At 58.8% G+C, this 18,289-nt stretch carries 18 protein-coding genes; 13 read left to right on the plus strand and 5 right to left on the minus strand.

Annotated elements, in window-relative coordinates; genetic code table 11:
* Window positions 1–38 precede the first annotated feature (38 nt).
* The 4 genes from EA797_RS05690 (at window position 39) to EA797_RS05705 (ending at window position 4,091) form a co-directional block, all read left to right on the plus strand.
* On the plus strand, window positions 39–1,256 hold the full coding sequence (locus EA797_RS05690; protein WP_122164160.1) for a glycosyltransferase family 4 protein: 1,218 nt from the start codon (window positions 39–41) through the stop codon (window positions 1,254–1,256).
* A 392-nt stretch (window positions 1,257–1,648) separates the two neighbouring features.
* Entirely contained in the window at window positions 1,649–1,867 is a 219-nt protein-coding gene (locus EA797_RS05695) for a hypothetical protein (RefSeq protein WP_122164161.1), read from the plus strand.
* A gap of 113 nt (window positions 1,868–1,980) precedes the next feature.
* A complete protein-coding gene (locus EA797_RS05700; RefSeq protein ID WP_122164162.1) occupies window positions 1,981–2,979 on the plus strand; it encodes a glycosyltransferase in 999 nt (332 codons plus the stop codon).
* Between the two features lie 41 nt (window positions 2,980–3,020).
* Window positions 3,021–4,091 (plus strand): acyltransferase family protein, encoded by a 1,071-nt coding sequence (locus EA797_RS05705; protein ID WP_122164163.1) that lies wholly within the window; start codon window positions 3,021–3,023, stop codon window positions 4,089–4,091.
* A 27-nt stretch (window positions 4,092–4,118) separates the two neighbouring features.
* Here EA797_RS05705 and EA797_RS05710 read toward each other — a convergent pair whose 3' ends face one another.
* Complete coding sequence (locus EA797_RS05710; RefSeq protein ID WP_122164164.1) at window positions 4,119–4,532, minus strand: response regulator; 414 nt, start codon at window positions 4,530–4,532, stop codon at window positions 4,119–4,121.
* Window positions 4,525–6,003: an ATPase domain-containing protein gene (locus tag EA797_RS05715; RefSeq protein WP_122164165.1), complete on the minus strand. Its 1,479-nt coding sequence runs from the start codon at window positions 6,001–6,003 to the stop codon at window positions 4,525–4,527. Before EA797_RS05715 ends, EA797_RS05710 begins: the two co-directional genes overlap by 8 nt.
* A gap of 304 nt (window positions 6,004–6,307) precedes the next feature.
* Here EA797_RS05715 and EA797_RS05720 point away from each other — a divergent pair, with 304 nt between their 5' ends.
* Window positions 6,308–7,876 carry a sensor domain-containing diguanylate cyclase gene (locus EA797_RS05720; protein WP_341866917.1) on the plus strand — a complete coding sequence of 523 codons (1,569 nt, stop codon included), beginning with the start codon at window positions 6,308–6,310 and terminating at the stop codon, window positions 7,874–7,876.
* 44 nt (window positions 7,877–7,920) lie between these two features.
* On the opposite strand, the gene EA797_RS05725 is transcribed toward EA797_RS05720, so the two are convergent.
* Both EA797_RS05725 and EA797_RS05730 read right to left on the minus strand, forming a co-directional pair.
* On the minus strand, window positions 7,921–8,664 hold the full coding sequence (locus EA797_RS05725; protein ID WP_122164167.1) for a helix-turn-helix domain-containing protein: 744 nt from the start codon (window positions 8,662–8,664) through the stop codon (window positions 7,921–7,923).
* A gap of 108 nt (window positions 8,665–8,772) precedes the next feature.
* The gene (locus tag EA797_RS05730) at window positions 8,773–9,210 is read right to left on the minus strand and encodes a DUF6306 domain-containing protein (protein ID WP_122164168.1); all 438 of its coding nucleotides are present in this window, start codon (window positions 9,208–9,210) and stop codon (window positions 8,773–8,775) included.
* A 340-nt stretch (window positions 9,211–9,550) separates the two neighbouring features.
* On the opposite strand from EA797_RS05730, the gene rimO reads away from it, so the two are divergent.
* From rimO to EA797_RS05745, 3 genes are all read left to right on the plus strand, one after another.
* Window positions 9,551–10,876, plus strand: a complete 1,326-nt coding sequence (gene rimO, locus EA797_RS05735) for a 30S ribosomal protein S12 methylthiotransferase RimO (RefSeq protein WP_122164169.1) — start codon at window positions 9,551–9,553, stop codon at window positions 10,874–10,876.
* A 327-nt stretch (window positions 10,877–11,203) separates the two neighbouring features.
* Window positions 11,204–12,010: an outer membrane protein OmpK gene (locus EA797_RS05740; RefSeq protein WP_122164170.1), complete on the plus strand. Its 807-nt coding sequence runs from the start codon at window positions 11,204–11,206 to the stop codon at window positions 12,008–12,010.
* 197 nt (window positions 12,011–12,207) lie between these two features.
* A complete protein-coding gene (locus EA797_RS05745; RefSeq protein WP_122164171.1) occupies window positions 12,208–12,873 on the plus strand; it encodes a TetR/AcrR family transcriptional regulator in 666 nt (221 codons plus the stop codon).
* 103 nt (window positions 12,874–12,976) lie between these two features.
* Here the strand turns inward: EA797_RS05745 and EA797_RS22100 are convergent, their stop codons facing one another.
* The gene (locus tag EA797_RS22100; RefSeq protein WP_255830579.1) at window positions 12,977–13,102 is read right to left on the minus strand and encodes a hypothetical protein; all 126 of its coding nucleotides are present in this window, start codon (window positions 13,100–13,102) and stop codon (window positions 12,977–12,979) included.
* A gap of 80 nt (window positions 13,103–13,182) precedes the next feature.
* Here EA797_RS22100 and EA797_RS05750 point away from each other — a divergent pair, with 80 nt between their 5' ends.
* The 5 genes from EA797_RS05750 to EA797_RS05770 all read left to right on the plus strand — a co-directional run bounded on the left by EA797_RS05750 (window position 13,183) and on the right by EA797_RS05770 (window position 18,283).
* Window positions 13,183–13,920 carry an SDR family oxidoreductase gene (locus EA797_RS05750; protein WP_122164172.1) on the plus strand — a complete coding sequence of 246 codons (738 nt, stop codon included), beginning with the start codon at window positions 13,183–13,185 and terminating at the stop codon, window positions 13,918–13,920.
* Between the two features lie 10 nt (window positions 13,921–13,930).
* On the plus strand, window positions 13,931–14,383 hold the full coding sequence (locus tag EA797_RS05755; protein WP_122164173.1) for a carboxymuconolactone decarboxylase family protein: 453 nt from the start codon (window positions 13,931–13,933) through the stop codon (window positions 14,381–14,383).
* A 256-nt stretch (window positions 14,384–14,639) separates the two neighbouring features.
* Window positions 14,640–16,184: an ABC transporter ATP-binding protein gene (locus EA797_RS05760; protein ID WP_122164174.1), complete on the plus strand. Its 1,545-nt coding sequence runs from the start codon at window positions 14,640–14,642 to the stop codon at window positions 16,182–16,184.
* Window positions 16,185–16,194: 10 nt separating this feature from the next.
* Entirely contained in the window at window positions 16,195–17,301 is a 1,107-nt protein-coding gene (locus tag EA797_RS05765; protein ID WP_122164175.1) for an ABC transporter permease, read from the plus strand.
* Window positions 17,302–17,356: 55 nt separating this feature from the next.
* Window positions 17,357–18,283, plus strand: coding sequence for an ABC transporter permease (locus tag EA797_RS05770; protein WP_122164176.1), 927 nt, complete (start codon window positions 17,357–17,359; stop codon window positions 18,281–18,283).
* Window positions 18,284–18,289: the final 6 nt, after the last annotated feature.

The following is an 18,289-nucleotide window of genomic DNA, read 5'->3' on the forward strand; positions in this document are numbered from 1 at the left end:
GACGGGCGCCCTTCCACAACTTCAAGAAAGGCAATCGTATGAAAATCGCCATTGTTCATGACTGGCTAGTGACCTACGCCGGGGCCGAAAGGGTTCTGTCCGCGTTGCTGGATGTCTGGCCCGAAGCCGACCTGTTTGCGGTAATCGACTTTCTCTCCGATGAGGACCGCGCCAACCTCGGCGGCAAGCGAGCGAACACGACCTTTATCCAGCAGCTGCCAAAAGCAAAGACGCATTACCAGAAGTACCTGCCATTAATGCCCCTTGCCATTGAGCAGTTGGACATGTCGGCTTACGACCTGGTGATTTCCAGCAGCCATGCGGTGGCGAAAGGCGTGCTCACGGGACCCAATCAGCTGCATATCAGCTACGTGCATTCACCGATACGTTATGCCTGGGATCTGCAGCACCAGTATCTGCATGAAGCGAGTCTGGATCACGGATTCAAGGCAAAGCTCGCACGAATGCTGCTGCACTACATGCGGATGTGGGATCAGCGTACGGCCAGCGGCGTGGATGACTTTGTCGCCAACTCACACTTCATTGGCCGGCGTATCAACAAAAGCTATCGACGTGAATCGACGGTCATCTACCCGCCTGTCGACACCCGTCAATTCACGCTTCACGCAACCAAGGAGGATTACTACCTGACCGCCTCGCGGATGGTGCCGTACAAGCGTATCCCAATGATCGTGGAGGCCTTCTCAAAGATGCCAGACAAGAAATTGGTCGTGATCGGCACCGGGCCAGAAATGGAAAAGGCCAAGGAACTTGCGACACCAAATGTGACGCTGATGGGCTATCAGAGTTTTGCAGTGCTGCTTCACCACATGCAGCGTGCACGCGCCTTTGTGTTCGCTGCCGAGGAAGACTTCGGCATCGCGCCGATTGAGGCTCAGTCTTGCGGCACCCCGGTGATCGCTTATGGGAAAGGTGGCGTGCTAGAAACAGTTCGGGGAATCGACCACCCGGAGCCCACGGGAGTGTTCTACAACGAGCAGACCCCGGACTCGTTAATAGCCGCAATAGAGCAGTTCGAGGCGCAAGAGCATCTCTTTCAAGCTGAGACGTGTCGCACGAGTGCCGAAAGATTTTCAACCGAACGATTCAGGCAGGAGATTAAGACTTTCATCGATACTAGGGTTCGCGAGGTTTCGTTGCTCCAGGGGCAAGAAGGGCTTGTCCATCGTCCAACGGTCACACCGGTAAGTGTTACACCGATATACCCGACGGCGGTTCCCATGAAGCACGCTTGACCACGCCCCATCTCTGATTGCGAGGCTTCAAGGATGAACACAGCAACCGCAACACACCGTACTCGGGCCCTTTCAGCATTAAGTCTTACCTTGCTGATTACTGGGACGAGTTACGCCGGCCATAAACCAGACGCTGTAAGCGATCACCTTCATCCACAAGGATATAAGGATGCGCCGCAGCATACCTGCGCCATAGGTGGCGAGTCAGCGGCGATCATATTCAAATTGGGCGCTCACGCTGCTGGCCAAGCCTGCGCCAGACCCAACGGCATCGACGCCGCTACGCCTGCACCTATACGCCTGGCTAGGCCGCTCTCCGGTACTCCATATATACGTTCCAGCGACAGCATCCGTTACTCGTTTTGAACCCTGCGGCATTCTTCGGAGGCACCATGGACAGTGCAAATCAAACCAACCGCCCGCTCGTTTATGCAGATGGTTATTCCTATACCGAGATATTCCAGGCGCCAGAACTTCCAGGCACACCGGCAAGCGACCGTTTGATCAGCGTCTTCCATGCTTTTTTTACTGCTGATCCAGACCATGTTCACGATGAGCCTGACGTTGCGCGATTCGCAGAGACAAGCAAGTTATCTGGCAACACCGTCTGACCCCGCTAGCGTCACCTCCCGCTATCTACTCCCACCGCATCGCCGCAATGGCGTTGCGGATTCAATTTGCGCAAGTGAATGAGCGGCCACTTAATATCCACGCGAGACAAATCATGTCCACGAAAACCACTGTGGTGACCGTGACCTACGGTGATCGTCTGCCCTATTTGCAGCATTTGGTCGAGCGCGCGCTGAGTTTTGCTGAAGTCAGCGACGTGATAGTGGTGAGCAATGCGTCCTCCTTACCCCTCGGCCAGTTAATCGAACGTTGGCCTGGACGAGTCCGGCTGATCGAGTTGGCAGAGAACACTGGATCCGCTAATGGATACGCCGTTGCGCTCAAGGCAGCGCTGGAAGGCGGCGCCGAATACATCTGGATGATGGACGACGATAATGCTCCAACAGGTGCAGCGGTTCTCATCCTGCACCGAGAGCTTAAGCGCCTCGCCGCGTTGCTTGGCACTGACCGAGTAGCGGTATTAGGTTATCGCGCGACCCAACAAGCCGACGTCGAGCATGGCATACCCGAGCGGTATGTTACACAGCGGCGCTCCAGCTACTTTGGTTTCCATGTCGCGCAATTACCGTACAAGATCTGGCGCCGCCTGCCTTGGGGAAGGCGGCCCGGTAAGCGGCCAACGAGCATAAGCCTGCCGTTTGCGCCCTATGGCGGCATGCTGGCGCACCGCAGCCTGTACGAGCGTATCGGCGTGCCTCTGAAGGAGCTGGTGCTCTACGTTGACGACACTGAATATACCCGCCGCATAACGGCTGGCGGTGGGAGGCTGTACCTTTTCACCGATGCGGTAATCGACGAACTGGAGCAGTCTTGGAACACCAAGCAACGCACCCGTAACATTTATGAAAGTTTTCTGCTCGGTGATTCCGATTTTCGAGCCTATTACACCGCACGCAATCAAGCATGGTTCGATAAGAACATCTGGGTCGCCTCCCCTTGGCTCCACCGCCTAAATCGAGCGGTATTTTTAATCCTACTCCGCCTCGTCGCCCGACTTTGCAATAGCCAGCAACGCCTGGCTTTGATCGAGCAAGCCATCCATGACGGGGAGACAGGGGCACTGGGTATGAGCAAAACCTTCCCGTTGCGTTGACCACTGTCATCCCTGCTCATCTTCTCCACCAGGAGACCTAAATGGATATCGCATCGGTGCAACGCGACGAAAACAACTTCGACTTTCTGCGGTTCTTCGCCGCGTCAGCGGTAGTCATTGGTCACTGTTACTGGCTATCAGGACAAGGCGAGGTTGAGCCGGTGCGCCTGTTCACAGGCTCCATGGACACGGCTGATATAGCCGTAAACCTGTTCTTCGTGATGAGCGGCTTCTTGATCGCCGCTTCGTGGATCAACAGCCGCAGCACGTTGGATTTCGCAGCTAAACGGGCGCTTCGCATATTTCCGGCCCTGGCGGTCTCGACCCTCTTGACGACATTTGTCGTCGGCCCGCTGGCGACGGGGCTGTCGCTCGGCGAGTACATGCTCAACAGCCAGACGGTGCGCTACCTGTCGAACATGGCCCTGATCACCCAGTTTCACCTGCCTGGTGTCTTTGCTGACAATCCATTCCCCAATACCGTCAACGGCTCGGTCTGGACGCTGCCTTACGAAGTCCTGATGTACACAACGCTCTTGCTGCTGGGCCTGTTCAAGCTATTCGGCCGGATAGCGGTTCTGCTGGTACCCCTGGCACTGATCCTGATTCACTTCCATCTTGCGCCGAACCTTGGCCTGGAAAGCGATATTCTGCGAAAAACCACGCGCCTGGGCATGTTCTTTTTTCTAGGCTCAGCGCTATATCTGTATCGCCTGAGCATCCCCTGGAACTGGAAGGTTGCGCTAACTCTTCTGGCCCTCACGTTACTCAGCGCAAGGACCGAGCTATGGTTCTACTTCCACGTTCTGACCCTTCCTTACCTCACTATCTATCTGGCGCATTTGAAGATCTTCCGGCTGTCTCGCTTCGGCAGATATGGCGACTTTTCATACGGCATATACATCTACAGCTTTCCGTTACAGCAGCTTTTGATGTACTGGCTAAGCCCCCGGCTTCCATTACCGGCATTCATGGTGCTCAGTTTGACAGTCAGTATCATCATCGCAGCCGTATCCTGGCACCTGATCGAATCTCCGTCGTTGCAACTCAAGCGATTCATTCCAAGTAAAGGCAGACGCATCTCTGAAGCGCGATTGAACCCGGCGCCATGACCAACGCAGAGGTCATCATTAGCCTGCTTAACTGTCTGTATCCGCTGACGATTTGTCGCTGCCTGTGATCAGCCTACGAATAGTGTCTACCAGCGCCTGAAGCCCTGTCCCTTTGGGCAGGAACTGATCGACCAACTCCCGCCCCTGAATCTGCTGGGGTAAGGCGGCGCTCATCATAAGGATGGGAACGTCATCAAATGCCGGATTTCGGCGGATGGCACGAACCATCTCGCCGCCGTTGAGCTCGGGCATCATGTAATCGGTGATGACCAGCGCAGGCTTCACTTCCTGTAGCTTTGCCAGGCCCTGCGCGCCGTTTGCCGCTTCAATGACCTGGTAACCCTCGTCTTCCAAGATCATGACCATCAGTTTCCTGAGGCCGAGTTCGTCCTCAACCAGCAATACGAGCGGCTCGTGTCCCTTCGAACGCTCGTCACGCATCCCGCCTCCCCACTGGAGGTAGACGGTGTGGCTGCCCCGTCACTACCCCTTCCGTGCGCTGCATGCGCTCACCCAGTCTGAAACCTTCGGCGCCCAGGTGAAACTCGTAGACATAGGGATCGAAGCCGCTCTCGCGCATTTTCAAGATCGCCAATGTGCGGTAGAGCCTGGACTCGAGTTCGGCATATCTAAGCAGGACGATGTTCTCTGCTATTGCCGATACCGCGGCGAACTGTAGCCCGGTATCGCCACCCACGATCTCCGCCAGCTCGGCGGTGAATATCGTAGTGACGCCCTCGCAGCGCAGAATCGCCGTCAAGGTGCTGATGAAACGACCCAAGCGCTGCTCATTGACGGCAGCCTGCTTGAAAGCGTCGACTCCGTCGATGAACAGGCGCTTGACGCCCCGACGGCGTATCGCCTCGAGAATCTCCTCCGCCAGCTGATCCTGTAACAACTCGGTCGGAGTGTGATGAAGAATTTCAACGACGCCGCTGTCGATCAGTTCGCCAAGGCCCAACCCCAGCGCGTTGGCGCGCCGGCGTAGGCGGTGCGCATCCTCATAGAATCCGAATACCAGACCCGGCTCGGCCTCGCTGCTTTCACAGATAAAGCTCAGCCCTAGCGTGGTCTTGCCTACACCAGTCGGCCCGACCAATAGTGTTGTCGAGGAATAAGGAACGCCGCCTTCGATGATCTCATCGAGCCGAGCGACGCCAGTGCTCAGGCGCTCATCGCGCATCGGCGCCGAATCCAGCTCACCAGTGACCGCCTCAAGCCGAGGGAATACCCGGAAGCCATCGCTCGTAATCGTGCTCATATGCCGGCCGCCGATGAAATCGCTACCCCGGAACTTGTGCACCTGTAGATATCGGTAGGTTCGGAATTTGTCTTCGTCGCTGCCCAGTTGAAACCAGCCATCCACCATGGTGAATTCAGGGCAACCGGAGTCGCGCTTGCTGTTGGTCAGCAGCAGGATCGTGCAACCCACAACGTCGGCATAAATCGAGAGGTCATTGATGAACTCACGGAACGCGCGTTCCGACGCCGCATTCTCCTCAAGCGCAAATAGCCCGTCGATTACGATCAGTGAAGCGCTCTGCCGCTTTCCGTTGCGAGTCAGGTAACGAAGGATACCCTCCAGGCCTTCCGTTCGAAGCGTATCGAATGCGCTTTCATACACCACCGAAGTACCCGCGAACCGGTTGTCCATGAAGGACATGTTCTGTAGATGCCGCAACAGCCTGTGGTGCGTTTCGGCCAGCAAAGTCACATACAGCGACCGCTCGCCACCGGCAGCCCACGCGTAGCAGATCTGGTTGGCAAGGATGGTTTTCCCCTCGCCCGGCCCACCTTGGATGATGTAGACCGCCTTGGGCAGCAGGCCGCCTTTGAGCACAGCATCCAGCCCCGGCACGCCAGTCGGGATATGGTCTGGCGCAGTCGGCGAGAGCGTATGGGAATCGGTCACAGCGGCTTTCCGTTCAATTCAGTGCGCGCGCATGGTAGCAAATGGGTGAGGCGCTTCCTTGGCCCCGATGCATGTTGGTCACCATGTGCAGGCCGTTGTTCATGTTTCATTGGTTGCTACGACGAACGCATTCGCTGAAGCTTTTACGTCTCATGAAAACGATAGGCGCTTGATCACAAACCACCTGCCCATGCCCCCGGTTGTTCAACAACTGATCACCCGAGGTGGAGCCTTGCGACTAAACCACCTACCATGCGCCGCGAACCAAAGCCCGATAAAAACCAGACCTATGCAATCTGCTCGTTTGCCTCGCCTAAACTTGCGCCGGCTGATCATCCTGCTGGCGATGCTAAGCGGGCTGGTCACGCTTGGCATTGGCTTCTACGCCAGTTACAAGGTCCAGCGTGACTCTCTGATCCAGAGCACCCTCGCGGCCAACCATGCTTACGCAGCAAAGCTCGCTGACGGCACCGAAGGTTTCTTTCGCTCAGCACAGCAACAGCTGGCTGTCAGCGCGGAGGTTATCTCCGCTCAATTCAATGACGATCAAGTGCTGGACCAGGAAGCCAGGCGGCTTCGCCGACAGACCGACAGCTTCAACGCAGTGATCATCACCAGCGCACAGGGTCGGGTCCGTGCAACTGCGCCCAACACCGGCATATTGGTTGGCCAGAAGCTCGAATCACCAGGCGCTCGCCAAGCGCTAGACGAGCGCAAGCCGCTGATCAGCAGCCCATACGTATCAGCGCTCGGCACGCTGGTCGTGCTCATTTCTCACCCGATAGTCGCTGCAGACAATACTTACCTGGGTTACGTAGGCGGAGTGATCTACCTGAGGGAACTGAACATTCTTCACAGCATGCTGGGCGAGCACTTCTACCAGGATGGTTCCTACCTGTACGCCGTGGACCAGACGCGTCGCCTCCTCTATCACCCTCAACCGACACGCCTGGGCAGCGTGGTGGGCGAGAACGTGGCCATAGACAAGGTATTGAGGGGTGAATCCGGCAGCCTTCGCGTGACCAATAGCCAGGGTGTGGACATGCTGGCGGGATATGCACCCTCTCCCGCGGCTGGCTGGGGCATCGTGGCCCAGCGGCCCACGGCTGATACCCTTCACCCCCTCGACGATTTGATGCTAAGGGTGCTACGAGAAACCGCGCCGCTGGCAATGATCACGTTGCTTTGCATCTGGATTCTGGCGAGGTTGATCACGCGCCCCCTTTCGCAGCTGGCTCAAAGCGCCAGCGAGATGGATGCGCCCGACAGCGCAGAACGCATCCAGCGAATTCGATCCTGGTACCTCGAGGTCGCGCAACTAAAACGTGCCATGCAGGTTGGAATCACCTTGCTGCACCAGCGCATCGGCAAGCTCAAGCTGGACGCTCAGACTGATCCAATGACCGGGTTGCATAACCGTCGCGGGCTGGCCCTCGCCCTGGATGTTCTGAGTGCATCAGGCCGACCGGTAGGGGTAATCGCCCTGGACATCGACCACTTCAAGCGAATCAACGACAGTCATGGCCATGATGTGGGCGATGAAGTGATCCGCCACATGGCTCAATTGATGAAGACGTGTTCACGCGATGCCGACATTCTTTGTCGCAGTGGTGGTGAGGAATTTTTGATGCTGTTGCCCGATGCCGATATCGAGTCCGCCACGCGCGTCGCTGAACGATTGCGCGGCAGCGTCGAGCAGGAGCGGATACCAGTGGTCGAGCACATAACCATCTCGTTGGGAATCGCAGTTTGGCCCGAGCACGCTGATAACCTCGAACGCGTCCTCAAGCTGGCCGATGCCGCGCTTTATCTGGCAAAACAGCGTGGACGTAATCGTGCCGAAATTGCCGAACCTGACGCTGCCATCTCCTGAAACCGGCCTGACGCAGACCGCACATCCAGAGCGTGCAGACATCGTCATCGACCAAAAGAAATGCCCCGAGCGGTCAGTTCGGCCAGCCTTTCCGGCTTGGTGATCTCAAGCTCTTTGCCGTGAATTTCGATGAAGCCTTGGGCTCGGAAGTTTGACAGGGTCCGAGAAACCGTTTCCACGGCCAAACCAAGATGATTGGCCAGCTCGCGTCTGGACATGGGCAAGCGCAGGCGGGTGGCCGACAGCCCACGTCCATGAAAGCGAGCTCGATAATGGTTGATGAACATCGCCACACGCACCTCTGCTCTGGGTACGGACAGCAATAGACGCGCCCTCTGATTGTGCTGCAGCTCGCGGCTGAGTAGACGCAGCAAATGCCGCCGCATCGCAGGCACTTTGGTGCTGACTGCTTCAAGCTCGGCGAGCGGCAACTCACAAATTGCTGTGACCTGCAGGGCGGCGGCCGTTACCTCATAGCGCTCTTCATGTAACGCAGGCAGGCCAACGAACTCGCCAGCCAGGTGAAAACCAAGGATCTGCTCGGCACCGGATGCGCTGCGCGCAAAGGTTCTCAGCGCGCCGGACCTTATGACGAAGATCGACACTGGCGTCTCACCCGCTCGAAAGAGGGTGCTGCCTTTAGTCAGGGACGGGCCCCGCAGCACGATCCGGTCCAGCGCTTCGAGATCACGGCCACTCACCGATGCCGGAAAACACTGACTGGACAGTACACAGCGTTGGCAGCGGACCCGATGAGAACTGGCGTTCAAGGTCTCTACCGACCCCATCCAGATATCCCGTCGTCTGTACCGAAGTTCAGCATTTTACCGACCTATCAAGCGTAGGGAGATCGGAGCATGGGGCAGTCATCAGTGGATCCAAGCAGGGCATTGTGCTCACTTCAGCTCTGGCGCTTTGGCCGCATAGTCAGCGCTGTTGACTTCATGAGTACTGAGCACCGCCTCGAGCTCCTGACGTATCCGAGGATGCGTGACCTGCTCCAGTAAGCCCTCAAGCTTGCGGATCACCCATTTCTGCCCGCGGTCTACCAAAGCCAGTCGCTCTGGCAGGTCGCTGATAGCCATGCACTTTTCATAGAACGCGCCCCGCTCGTGGGTCGGTTCTGCATCCAGCAGCAACAGGCACTCCCGCAGCCGTCTCACACTGTCGGCCTCACCACGGTGAACCTGCGTCAGCATCTCGCGCGCCACCTCGGCCTCGGTTTCGTTCAGGCTGATACTTGCAACCTGCGCCCCAGCCCTCTCGGCACTCAACAGCTCGTTCAAGGCTTCGATCAGCAGCTCGCGTTGCATTCCCAACGATTCAGCGGTCATGTCTATTCCCGTTCATTTAGAAGAGCTCTCGTGTAGCAAAGACCAGCCAGGGTGGCCCTGCTGCTCATCATGGGCAGCAATCCACATCCTAGTGGCGCTGCTGACGTGCGTGACAATGAAAGTTATTGGTGCGACAAAGCAGCGATATTGCATCGTTGAAAGGCACTGTCTGACATCACTGCGCAACCCCACTCACCTCAGCGACACACCACATCGGCTAGCGCAGCGCTCACCCCAGGGATCGCGATAATCTCCGACGCTTGGCAGGGATCGGAAAACTCAAGATGCCTGTATACTCGCGCGCTATTTTTCCAAGCCGTATGTGCCGAGGCGGCCTGCTATGTCTATGAAAACGCCAACTGTTGGATTTGTAAGCCTGGGCTGCCCGAAAGCCACAGTGGACTCCGAACGCATCCTTACTCAGCTGCGCATGGAGGGTTACCAGATCGTGCCGTCTTACGAGGACGCCGATGTCGTGGTGGTCAATACCTGCGGTTTCATTGACAGCGCAAAGGCCGAGTCACTGGACGCCATCGGTGAAGCCATCGCCGAAAACGGCAAAGTAATCGTTACCGGCTGCATGGGCGTGGCTGAAGACAGCATTCGTAACGTGCACCCCAGCGTGCTGGCCGTTACCGGGCCGCAGCAGTACGAGCAGGTGGTGAACGCTGTGCACCAGGTCGTGCCACCGAACATCAATCACGATCCCTTCGTCGATCTGGTCCCGCCGCAGGGCATCAAATTGACCCCACGCCACTACGCTTATCTGAAGATCTCCGAAGGCTGCAACCACACCTGCAGTTTCTGCATCATCCCGTCCATGCGCGGCAAGTTGGTCAGCCGCCCGGTGGGCGACGTCCTCAGCGAAGCCGAACGACTGGTCAAAGCCGGCGTGAAGGAGATCCTTGTGATCTCTCAAGACACCAGCGCCTACGGGGTCGACGTCAAGTACAAGACCGACTTCTGGAACGGCCAGCCGGTCAAGACACGCATGTTGGAGCTGTGCCAGGCGCTATCGAGCATGGGCGTGTGGGTGCGCTTGCATTATGTATACCCCTACCCGAACGTCGACGACGTGATCCCGTTGATGGCGGAGGGCAAGCTGCTGCCGTACCTGGACATCCCGTTTCAGCACGCCAGCCCGAAAGTGCTCAAAGCGATGAAGCGTCCAGCCTTTGAAGACAAGACGCTCGCGCGCATCCAGAAATGGCGTGAGATCTGCCCGCAGCTGACCATCCGTTCGACCTTCATCGTCGGCTTCCCCGGAGAGACCGAAGAAGATTTCCAGTACCTGCTCGATTGGCTGACTGAGGCGCAGCTGGACCGTGTCGGCTGCTTCCAGTACTCACCCGTCGAAGGTGCGCCGGCAGAGGCGATGGATCTTGAGGCGGTGCCTGACGATATCAAGCAGGATCGTTGGGATCGCTTCATGGCACACCAACAAGCTATCAGCGCCGCCCGACTGGAGCGCAAGATCGGCCAGGAGATCGAGGTGCTCATCGATGAGGTTGACGAGGATGGTGCCATCGGTCGCTCCTACTCCGATGCGCCGGAAATCGACGGCATGGTCTATGTGGACAGCGAGCAGCCGCTGCAACCGGGGGACAAGGTGTGGGTTCGGGTGACCAATTCTGATGAGTACGATCTTTGGGCCGAGGTCATCTGACACTCTGCCCAGTTCGTCGAAGCCCCGCCACAGCGGGGCTTTTTTATGGCCGCATGCATCGAAGCGGCACCACTTAAGCAATGGCCATCTGCTTGCATCAATTTGAAGCACTGTCGGATCGGTCAGGTTTTTTTCGAATCAAGTCCGGGCATGAATTGCTATACCGGTCAGCATAGGCAATCGCTGGCGAATGCAAACCCTTGAAATAACACAATAAAAACGAAGAATCCGCCACAGTAGCAGTGTGGCTCAGGATTTGCTTAGTCCGACTCAGCTGACCGTTCGGCCAAGAAATAAAAGACATGATGCAAACAACAGGAGCTACCCATGAACCCCCTATTGACCACCGCTGCACTTACGGGCGGCCTGCTACTGGCGGCCCAAGCCGGCGCGGCACCCATGCTCTGGCAGAACAATAGCCTGACCTATTTGTACGGTAAGGATTTCAAAGTCGATCCGGACACCCAGCACACCTTGACCTTCGAGCACGCAAGCGGCTGGACCTATGGTGACGTCTTCTTGTTCGTCGACTACAAGTGGAACGAAAGCCAGGACAACAGCGACGCTGCCCGCACCTACTACGGTGAATTCAGTCCACGCTTGTCGCTCAGCAAGACCACTGGCACCGATATCTCGTTCGGCCCGGTCACCGATGTGCTCATTGGCTTCACCTACGAGCGCGGCGAGGACAGGGTGCAGAATTATCTGCTCGGTCCGGCTGTAGATCTGGCTGTCCCGGGCTTTGACCGTTTAGCCATCAACACCTCTTACCGCAAGCCTGACGGCATCCGTAACAAGGCGTCAGGACAGTGGCAGATCACCCCGACCTGGGCGATCACCATACCGGTTGGCAGCTCCGACATCCTCTTCGACGGCTACATCGACTGGGTCGTCAACGATGCCGGCAATAAGGACTCGGACGATTACCAGTCCAAGAACCTGCATATCAACCCGCAGATCAAGTACGACCTGGGCAAGGCGGTCTATCAGAAAGCCGGTCAGCTCTACGTAGGTATCGAGTACGACTATTGGTCCAACAAATACGGCATCAAGGATGGCGGATTCGTCAGTAAGAACTTCGTGGGGTCAACCGACCAGAGCGCCTGGAACGCTATCGTGAAGGTGCATTTCTAACAGGCGAGTCAGCCCAGCGCCGGGGGACAGCGTCACCAAGCTGATGGCGCTGTTGCTTGACACTGTGCCGCATCGTCTCGTCGCCACTGATACAAATTCTGATCCGCACCGATCGCAGTAAAGATGCGCAAAAGCCGGCATGGGCTAGCATTGAACAAGCGCATCGGGCGTGATGCGCGCGCACAGGAGACGGACCTATGACCACTTTCGATGCCACGCTTGCCCAAGCATCCGCCGATGACAGACGTACCGGTCGTATTCGTCAGAAGAATGAGGAGCTGATCCTCTCGGCCGCCGCGCAAGAGTTCGCCCACCACGGCTACAAGGGCACAAGCATGAACGCCATTGCTCTTCGCGCAGGGCTGCCTAAAGCCAATCTTCACTACTACTTCACCAACAAGCTCGGGCTATATGTCGAGGTCATGCGGCATATCCTCGAGCTCTGGGACAATGCGTTCGACAACCTCACCGAGGACGACGACCCCGCTACTGCATTGGCAGGCTACATTCGCACCAAGATGGAGTTCTCCCGCAAGCAACCTCAGGCTTCCAAGATTTTCGCAATGGAAGTGATCAGTGGTTGCGAGTGCCTGTCCGCCCACTTCAACGAAGACTATCGCGAGTGGTTCCGTGGTCGCGCCGCCGTTTTCCAGGCATGGATTGATGCAGGCAAGATGGACCCCATCGACCCCATGCACCTGATCTTCCTGATCTGGAGTAGCACCCAGCATTACGCCGACTTCTCCGATCAGATACGCCGTATCACGGGCCAGCGCCGGGTCAAGAAAGATGATTTCGAACGCGGCACCGAAACGCTGATACGCGTGATTCTGAAGGGTTGCGGCCTGACCCCGCCTCGCTGACCCGGCAATCGCCTCCTCGGCGGTTCGATGCTTCAATTATGAGCTGGCGCCCTGAGCGTCCTTTCCGGCTCTCGTAGCAAAGTGCGTCGGTGCCAGCGCATGTTCAAACCCGCGCCGCGCAAAGCAGGTAATTGATCAGCTGCTCGGAGACGTAGCGGCCGCGCTGCACGACCGCCTTCGGATATCGGCACAGAGCCAGAATCAGGCAAGCCCGCGGCAGGATTGACATAACGCCGCACCCTGCCCTCTGCCTAGCATTGATTTCACGGCGCATGAGCGCCGACCGATGAACAAGCGGAGGACCTGAACATGTCGAACATCGAAGGAAAAATCGTACTCATCACAGGCGCCAGCAGCGGTATCGGCGAAGCAACGGCGCGCCTGCTGGCCGCCAAAGGCGCCACGGTAGTACTGGGCGCAAGACGCCTGGAGCGGCTTGAACAGCTCGCCGCCAGTATTACCGAAGCGGGGGGACGTGCGGCCTGTCGCGCGCTGGACGTCACCAATTGCGATGATACCCAAGCCTTTGTCGACTTCGCCGAGCAACGATTCGGTCGCATCGACGTGATCATCAACAATGCCGGCGTAATGCCCCTTTCGCGGCTCGACGCCCTGAAGGTCGAGGAGTGGAATCGGATGATCGACGTGAACATCCGTGGCGTGTTGCATGGCATCGCAGCCGGACTGCCACTGATGCAGCGTCAGCGCTCGGGACAATTCATCAATATCGCCTCCATCGGCGCTTACGCAGTCAGCCCTACCGCCGCCGTCTACTGCGCCACCAAGTACGCGGTACGTGCCATTTCCGAAGGGCTGCGCCAGGAGGTTGGTGGCGATATTCGCGTCACGCTGGTATCGCCCGGTGTCACCGAATCGGAACTGGCTGAAAGTATCTCCGATGAAGGCGCACGATCAGCCATGGATGACTTCCGCCGCATCGCCATCCCAGCCGATGCCATTGCTCGCGCGATCGCATACGCCGTCGAGCAACCGGCTGATGTCGATGTCAGCGAACTGGTGGTACGTCCGACCGCCAGCCCCTATTGAGGACTCCGCGATGAGGCTTTTCACTGGAAACACGTTAAGCGCAGCCTGCCTTGGGCTGATTGGATCACTGACATTCGCCTCGCTGGAAGCGGTCGGCAACGAGCGCCACGCGCGCGGCGTCGAGGTCATGGATCACTTGTCTGGCGGTGCTGGTCAACCTGTCCTCGAAGCGCTGCGCGAGGACTATCCGTTTCTCGCCGACGGCATTACCGAGTACGCCCTGGGCGATGTCTGGGGGCGCAGCGGTCTGGACGATCGCACTCGCCAGCTCGCCGTGGTCGCCGCGTTCGCCGCGCAGGGCAATCTGCCTTACATGCAGGTTCACGCCGGCTACGCGCTGCGCCTTGGCGTCACCCGCGATGAGCTTAAGGAAGTGGTGTACCTGACCACAGTCACCGCCGGCTTCCCTCGCGCGATCGATGCGGCGCAGGCGCTGCGCGAGGTGGCGGATCCCGAACGATAGCGCGCTGCTAAAGCTCGCTGCTCGGAGAGCAGCCGATCAGCGAGCCCTGCGCCATTCAACCCATTCTTGCTCCGCCCCAGACCGGTGCAAGACGGCTCGACGCCACCAACGCCGGCACCAATTCGAAGCACTGGCAACTCCCGACCCTTTTTGGGCATGACTCTCTAACTCCCGGTCAAACGCCCGCAGCGGAATCCTGACTGTCTGGCCAGCTTTTTGCTATTCACTCGGACATGAATACCCAGCGGACACCCTCATGCCCGATACAGCCACTCCACGTCTGCAGCTGACCGGTATCACCAAGCGATACCCGGGCTGCCTGGCCAACGACCATATCGACCTTAGCATTCACGCAGGAGAGATCCACGCCCTGCTTGGTGAGAACGGTGCTGGGAAGAGCACCCTGATGAAAATCATCTACGGGGTGACTCAGCCCGACGCCGGAGAGATTCGCTGGGAAGGCGAGCCGGTGATCATGCGTGACCCGGCATACGCTCGTGATCGCGGGATCGGAATGGTGTTCCAGCACTTCTCGTTGTTCGAAACCCTGAGCATTGCGGAGAACGTTGCCCTGGCGCTGGGTGCCGATGCCGGGACGCCAAGGCAGCTGGAGTCGAAAATTCGGGAGGTGTCGCAGCGCTACGGCATGCCGCTAGAGCCGCATCGCCTGGTCCACAGCCTCTCGATCGGCGAGCGCCAACGAGTGGAAATCGTCCGCTGCCTGATGCAAGACATCAAGCTGCTGATTCTCGACGAGCCCACATCCGTGCTCACACCACAGGAAGCCGACGATCTGTTCGTGGTGCTACGCCGGCTGGCTGCAGAGGGCTGCAGCGTCCTGTTCATCAGCCACAAGCTGAACGAGGTACGCGCACTTTGTGAAAACGCAACGGTGCTGCGTGGCGGGAAAGTCTCGGGCGAGTGCGTACCGGCTGAATGCACGGACATGGATCTGGCGCGACTGATGGTTGGCGATGCCGAGGGGCTTGAGGCCGAGTACCCGAAAGCCAGCGGTGGTGCGCCGTTCCTGCGGATCGAGGCGCTGTCCTGGCGCAACGACGATCCGTTCGGTGTATCGCTAGAAGACCTGATGCTGGAGGTACGAGCCGGGGAAATTGTCGGTATCGCCGGGGTCGCGGGCAACGGGCAGGACGAGCTGCTCGCGCTGCTCTGCGGAGAACACCGACTTCCCCGTGAGCAAGGTCCGCGCATCCGCTTCCTCGAATCACCTGTAGCCCATCTGCCGCCGGACACCCGTCGCCGCCTAGGGATGACCTTCGTCCCGGCGGAGCGGCTGGGGCACGGCGCGGTTCCAGAAATGAGTCTGGCCGATAACGCTTTGCTGACAGGCTTTCAACAGGAGGGGATGGTCAGCAGTGGGCTGATTCGCCATGGTCGAGTCGAGGCGTTCGCCCGGCGCATCATCGACACCTTTGCGGTCAAGGCGCCCGGCACCCATACCACCGCACGCAGCCTCTCGGGAGGTAATCTGCAGAAATTCATCCTCGGTCGCGAGATCCTGCAGCAACCGAAACTGCTGATCGCCGCGCACCCGACCTGGGGTGTTGACGTCGGCGCAGCGGCCGCAATTCACCGCGCGCTGATCGAGCTGCGCGATGCAGGCACCGCCATCCTGGTGATTTCCGAAGACCTAGAGGAGTTGTTCCAGATCAGCGACCGGATCGCTGCGCTTAGCCACGGCCGTCTATCTTCGCTGCAGTCGACAGCTCATACCACCGCGACTGATGTCGGACGCTGGATGGCAGGACAGTTCGATCACACCACGCCTACCGCCGCCTGAGAGCCCCATCATGCTGTTATCCCTCGAACCACGCGGCTACGAATCACGCGCGATGCTCTGGGTGTCGCCAGTGCTCGCCGCCCTGCTGACCCTGATCAGTGGCGCGCTGCTCTTCGCCGCGCTGGGCCACCCGCCTCTGGAAACCCTGCGAGTGCTGTTGATCGACCCCGTCAGTGACCTTTACGGGGTGTCTGAACTGCTGGTCAAGGCACTGCCGATCCTGCTCTGCGCCCTGGGGCTGGCCGTGGTCTACAGCGCTCGGATCTGGAATATCGGCGCTGAAGGCCAGTTGCTCATTGGCGCCCTGGCGGGCAGCGCTGTGGCCGTCCACATCATCGAATGGGATTCGCGTTGGGCGCTGGTGCTCAGCCTGCTCATCGGCACGCTCGGCGGTGCAGCCTGGGCCGGCCTCTGCGCTTGGCTGCGCACGCAGTTCAATGCCAATGAAATCCTGACCAGCATCATGCTCAACTACATCGCGTTGAATCTACTGCTGTTCGCGGTGCACGGGCCGTTGAAAGATCCGGAGGGTTTCAACTTCCCCGAGTCGGCCATGTTTGGTGACGCCACGCGGCTGCCACAGTTGTTCGAGGACCTGCGCGTGCATGGCGGCTTCTACTTCGCGCTACTGGCGCTGGTGGTGGTATGGGTGTTGTTGCAGAAGAGCTTTCTTGGTTTTCAGATCAAGGTGCTTGGTCTCGACAAACGCGCGGCAGGCTTCGTCGGCTTCCGCGAGAAAGGGCTGATCTGGATTGCGCTGCTGATCAGCGGAGCGCTGGCGGGGCTCGCCGGAGTTGCGGAGGTCGTCGGCCCTATCGGCCAGCTGGTACCTCAGGTTTCACCCGGTTATGGCTACGCCGCGATCACCGTCGCCTTCCTCGGCCGCCTCAATCCCGTCGGTATCGTTTGCGCCAGCTTGCTCATGGCCCTGCTCTATCTGGGCGGTGAGAACGCTCAGATGGCTGCCAACTTGCCTCAGTCCATCACCCAGCTGTTCCAGGGCATGGTGCTGTTCTTTCTGCTGGCCTGCGACGTGCTGATTCTCTATCGACCGCGCCTCAAGACGTGGACTCGTAGAACACAAGCTCCGGTGCTCCGTCCAGAGGCCACGGCGTGATCACTCTCCCCTGTTCTTCTCAACGGTTGCTGCGCGCAGCTCGAGGCTTGCTTTGATGGATATCGATCTGCTGACTAATATCTTTTACGCCATGGTCCGTACAGGTACGCCGCTGCTGCTGGTGGCGCTCGGCGAGCTGGTCTGCGAAAAGTCTGGCGTCCTCAACCTGGGTCAGGAAGGCATGATGCTGTTTGGCGCGGTAGCGGGATTCATCGCCGCCTTCGCCACCGGCAGCCTCTGGCTTGGCGTGGTTTTCGCGTGTCTGGGCGGCATGCTCCTGTCGCAGCTGTTCGCACTGGTCGCGCTGGGCTTCAATGCCAATCAGGTCGCTACCGGCCTGGCGCTGACCATCTTTGGCGTCGGCCTCTCCTCGTTCATCGGGGCGGGTTGGGTCGGCAAACCGCTTGCCGGCTTCGAGCCGATCGCAATCCCGTTTCTCAGCGATATCCCTCTGATCGGCCGCATGCTCTTCGCCCAGGACCTGCTGGTCTACCTGTCCTTTGCGCTTTTCGCCCTGGTTGCCTGGGTGCTGTTGAAAAGCCGCATCGGGCTGATCATCCAGGCGGTAGGCGAAAATCCCAACGCCGCCAGCGCCATGGGCCTGCCGGTATTGCGGGTTCGCGCGCTGGCAGTGCTTTTCGGCGGCGCCATGGCCGGGTTGGCTGGGGGTTATCTGTCGCTCGCTTACACCCCGATGTGGGCAGAGAACATGACCGCGGGGCGCGGCTGGATCGCCCTGGCTCTGGTGGTCTTCGCCAGCTGGCGTGTGGGCAGAGTGCTGCTCGGGGCCTACCTGTTCGGGCTTGCAAGCATCCTGCATCTGGTTGCCCAAGGGATAGGCCTGTCGATCCCCGGCAACTTGCTGGCGATGCTCCCGTACGTGGCGACCATCGTCGTGCTGGTGTTGCTGTCACGCGACGCGATTCGCACCCGCCTGTACGCACCGGTATCGCTCGGACAACCCTGGAAAGCCGGCCATTGATCGGCA

The organism is Stutzerimonas zhaodongensis (assembly GCF_003696365.1).
GTDB lineage: Bacteria > Pseudomonadota > Gammaproteobacteria > Pseudomonadales > Pseudomonadaceae > Stutzerimonas > Stutzerimonas zhaodongensis.

Bases quoted from the DNA above. Each gene is read 5' to 3' on its own strand.
- EA797_RS05725 (WP_122164167.1), bottom strand. From the start codon at position 8,664: ATGGGGTCGGTAGAGACCTTGAACGCCAGTTCTCATCGGGTCCGCTGC.
- EA797_RS22100 (WP_255830579.1), bottom strand. From the start codon at position 13,102: ATGTCAATCCTGCCGCGGGCTTGCCTGATTCTGGCTCTGTGCCGATAT.
- EA797_RS05705 (WP_122164163.1), top strand. From the start codon at position 3,021: ATGGATATCGCATCGGTGCAACGCGACGAAAACAACTTCGACTTTCTG.
- EA797_RS05690 (WP_122164160.1), top strand. From the start codon at position 39: ATGAAAATCGCCATTGTTCATGACTGGCTAGTGACCTACGCCGGGGCC.
- EA797_RS05765 (WP_122164175.1), top strand. From the start codon at position 16,195: ATGCTGTTATCCCTCGAACCACGCGGCTACGAATCACGCGCGATGCTC.
- EA797_RS05710 (WP_122164164.1), bottom strand. From the start codon at position 4,532: ATGCGTGACGAGCGTTCGAAGGGACACGAGCCGCTCGTATTGCTGGTT.
- EA797_RS05700 (WP_122164162.1), top strand. From the start codon at position 1,981: ATGTCCACGAAAACCACTGTGGTGACCGTGACCTACGGTGATCGTCTG.
- rimO (WP_122164169.1), top strand. From the start codon at position 9,551: ATGTCTATGAAAACGCCAACTGTTGGATTTGTAAGCCTGGGCTGCCCG.
- EA797_RS05750 (WP_122164172.1), top strand. From the start codon at position 13,183: ATGTCGAACATCGAAGGAAAAATCGTACTCATCACAGGCGCCAGCAGC.
- EA797_RS05740 (WP_122164170.1), top strand. From the start codon at position 11,204: ATGAACCCCCTATTGACCACCGCTGCACTTACGGGCGGCCTGCTACTG.
- EA797_RS05695 (WP_122164161.1), top strand. From the start codon at position 1,649: ATGGACAGTGCAAATCAAACCAACCGCCCGCTCGTTTATGCAGATGGT.
- EA797_RS05730 (WP_122164168.1), bottom strand. From the start codon at position 9,210: ATGACCGCTGAATCGTTGGGAATGCAACGCGAGCTGCTGATCGAAGCC.
- EA797_RS05770 (WP_122164176.1), top strand. From the start codon at position 17,357: ATGGATATCGATCTGCTGACTAATATCTTTTACGCCATGGTCCGTACA.
- EA797_RS05745 (WP_122164171.1), top strand. From the start codon at position 12,208: ATGACCACTTTCGATGCCACGCTTGCCCAAGCATCCGCCGATGACAGA.
- EA797_RS05755 (WP_122164173.1), top strand. From the start codon at position 13,931: ATGAGGCTTTTCACTGGAAACACGTTAAGCGCAGCCTGCCTTGGGCTG.
- EA797_RS05760 (WP_122164174.1), top strand. From the start codon at position 14,640: ATGCCCGATACAGCCACTCCACGTCTGCAGCTGACCGGTATCACCAAG.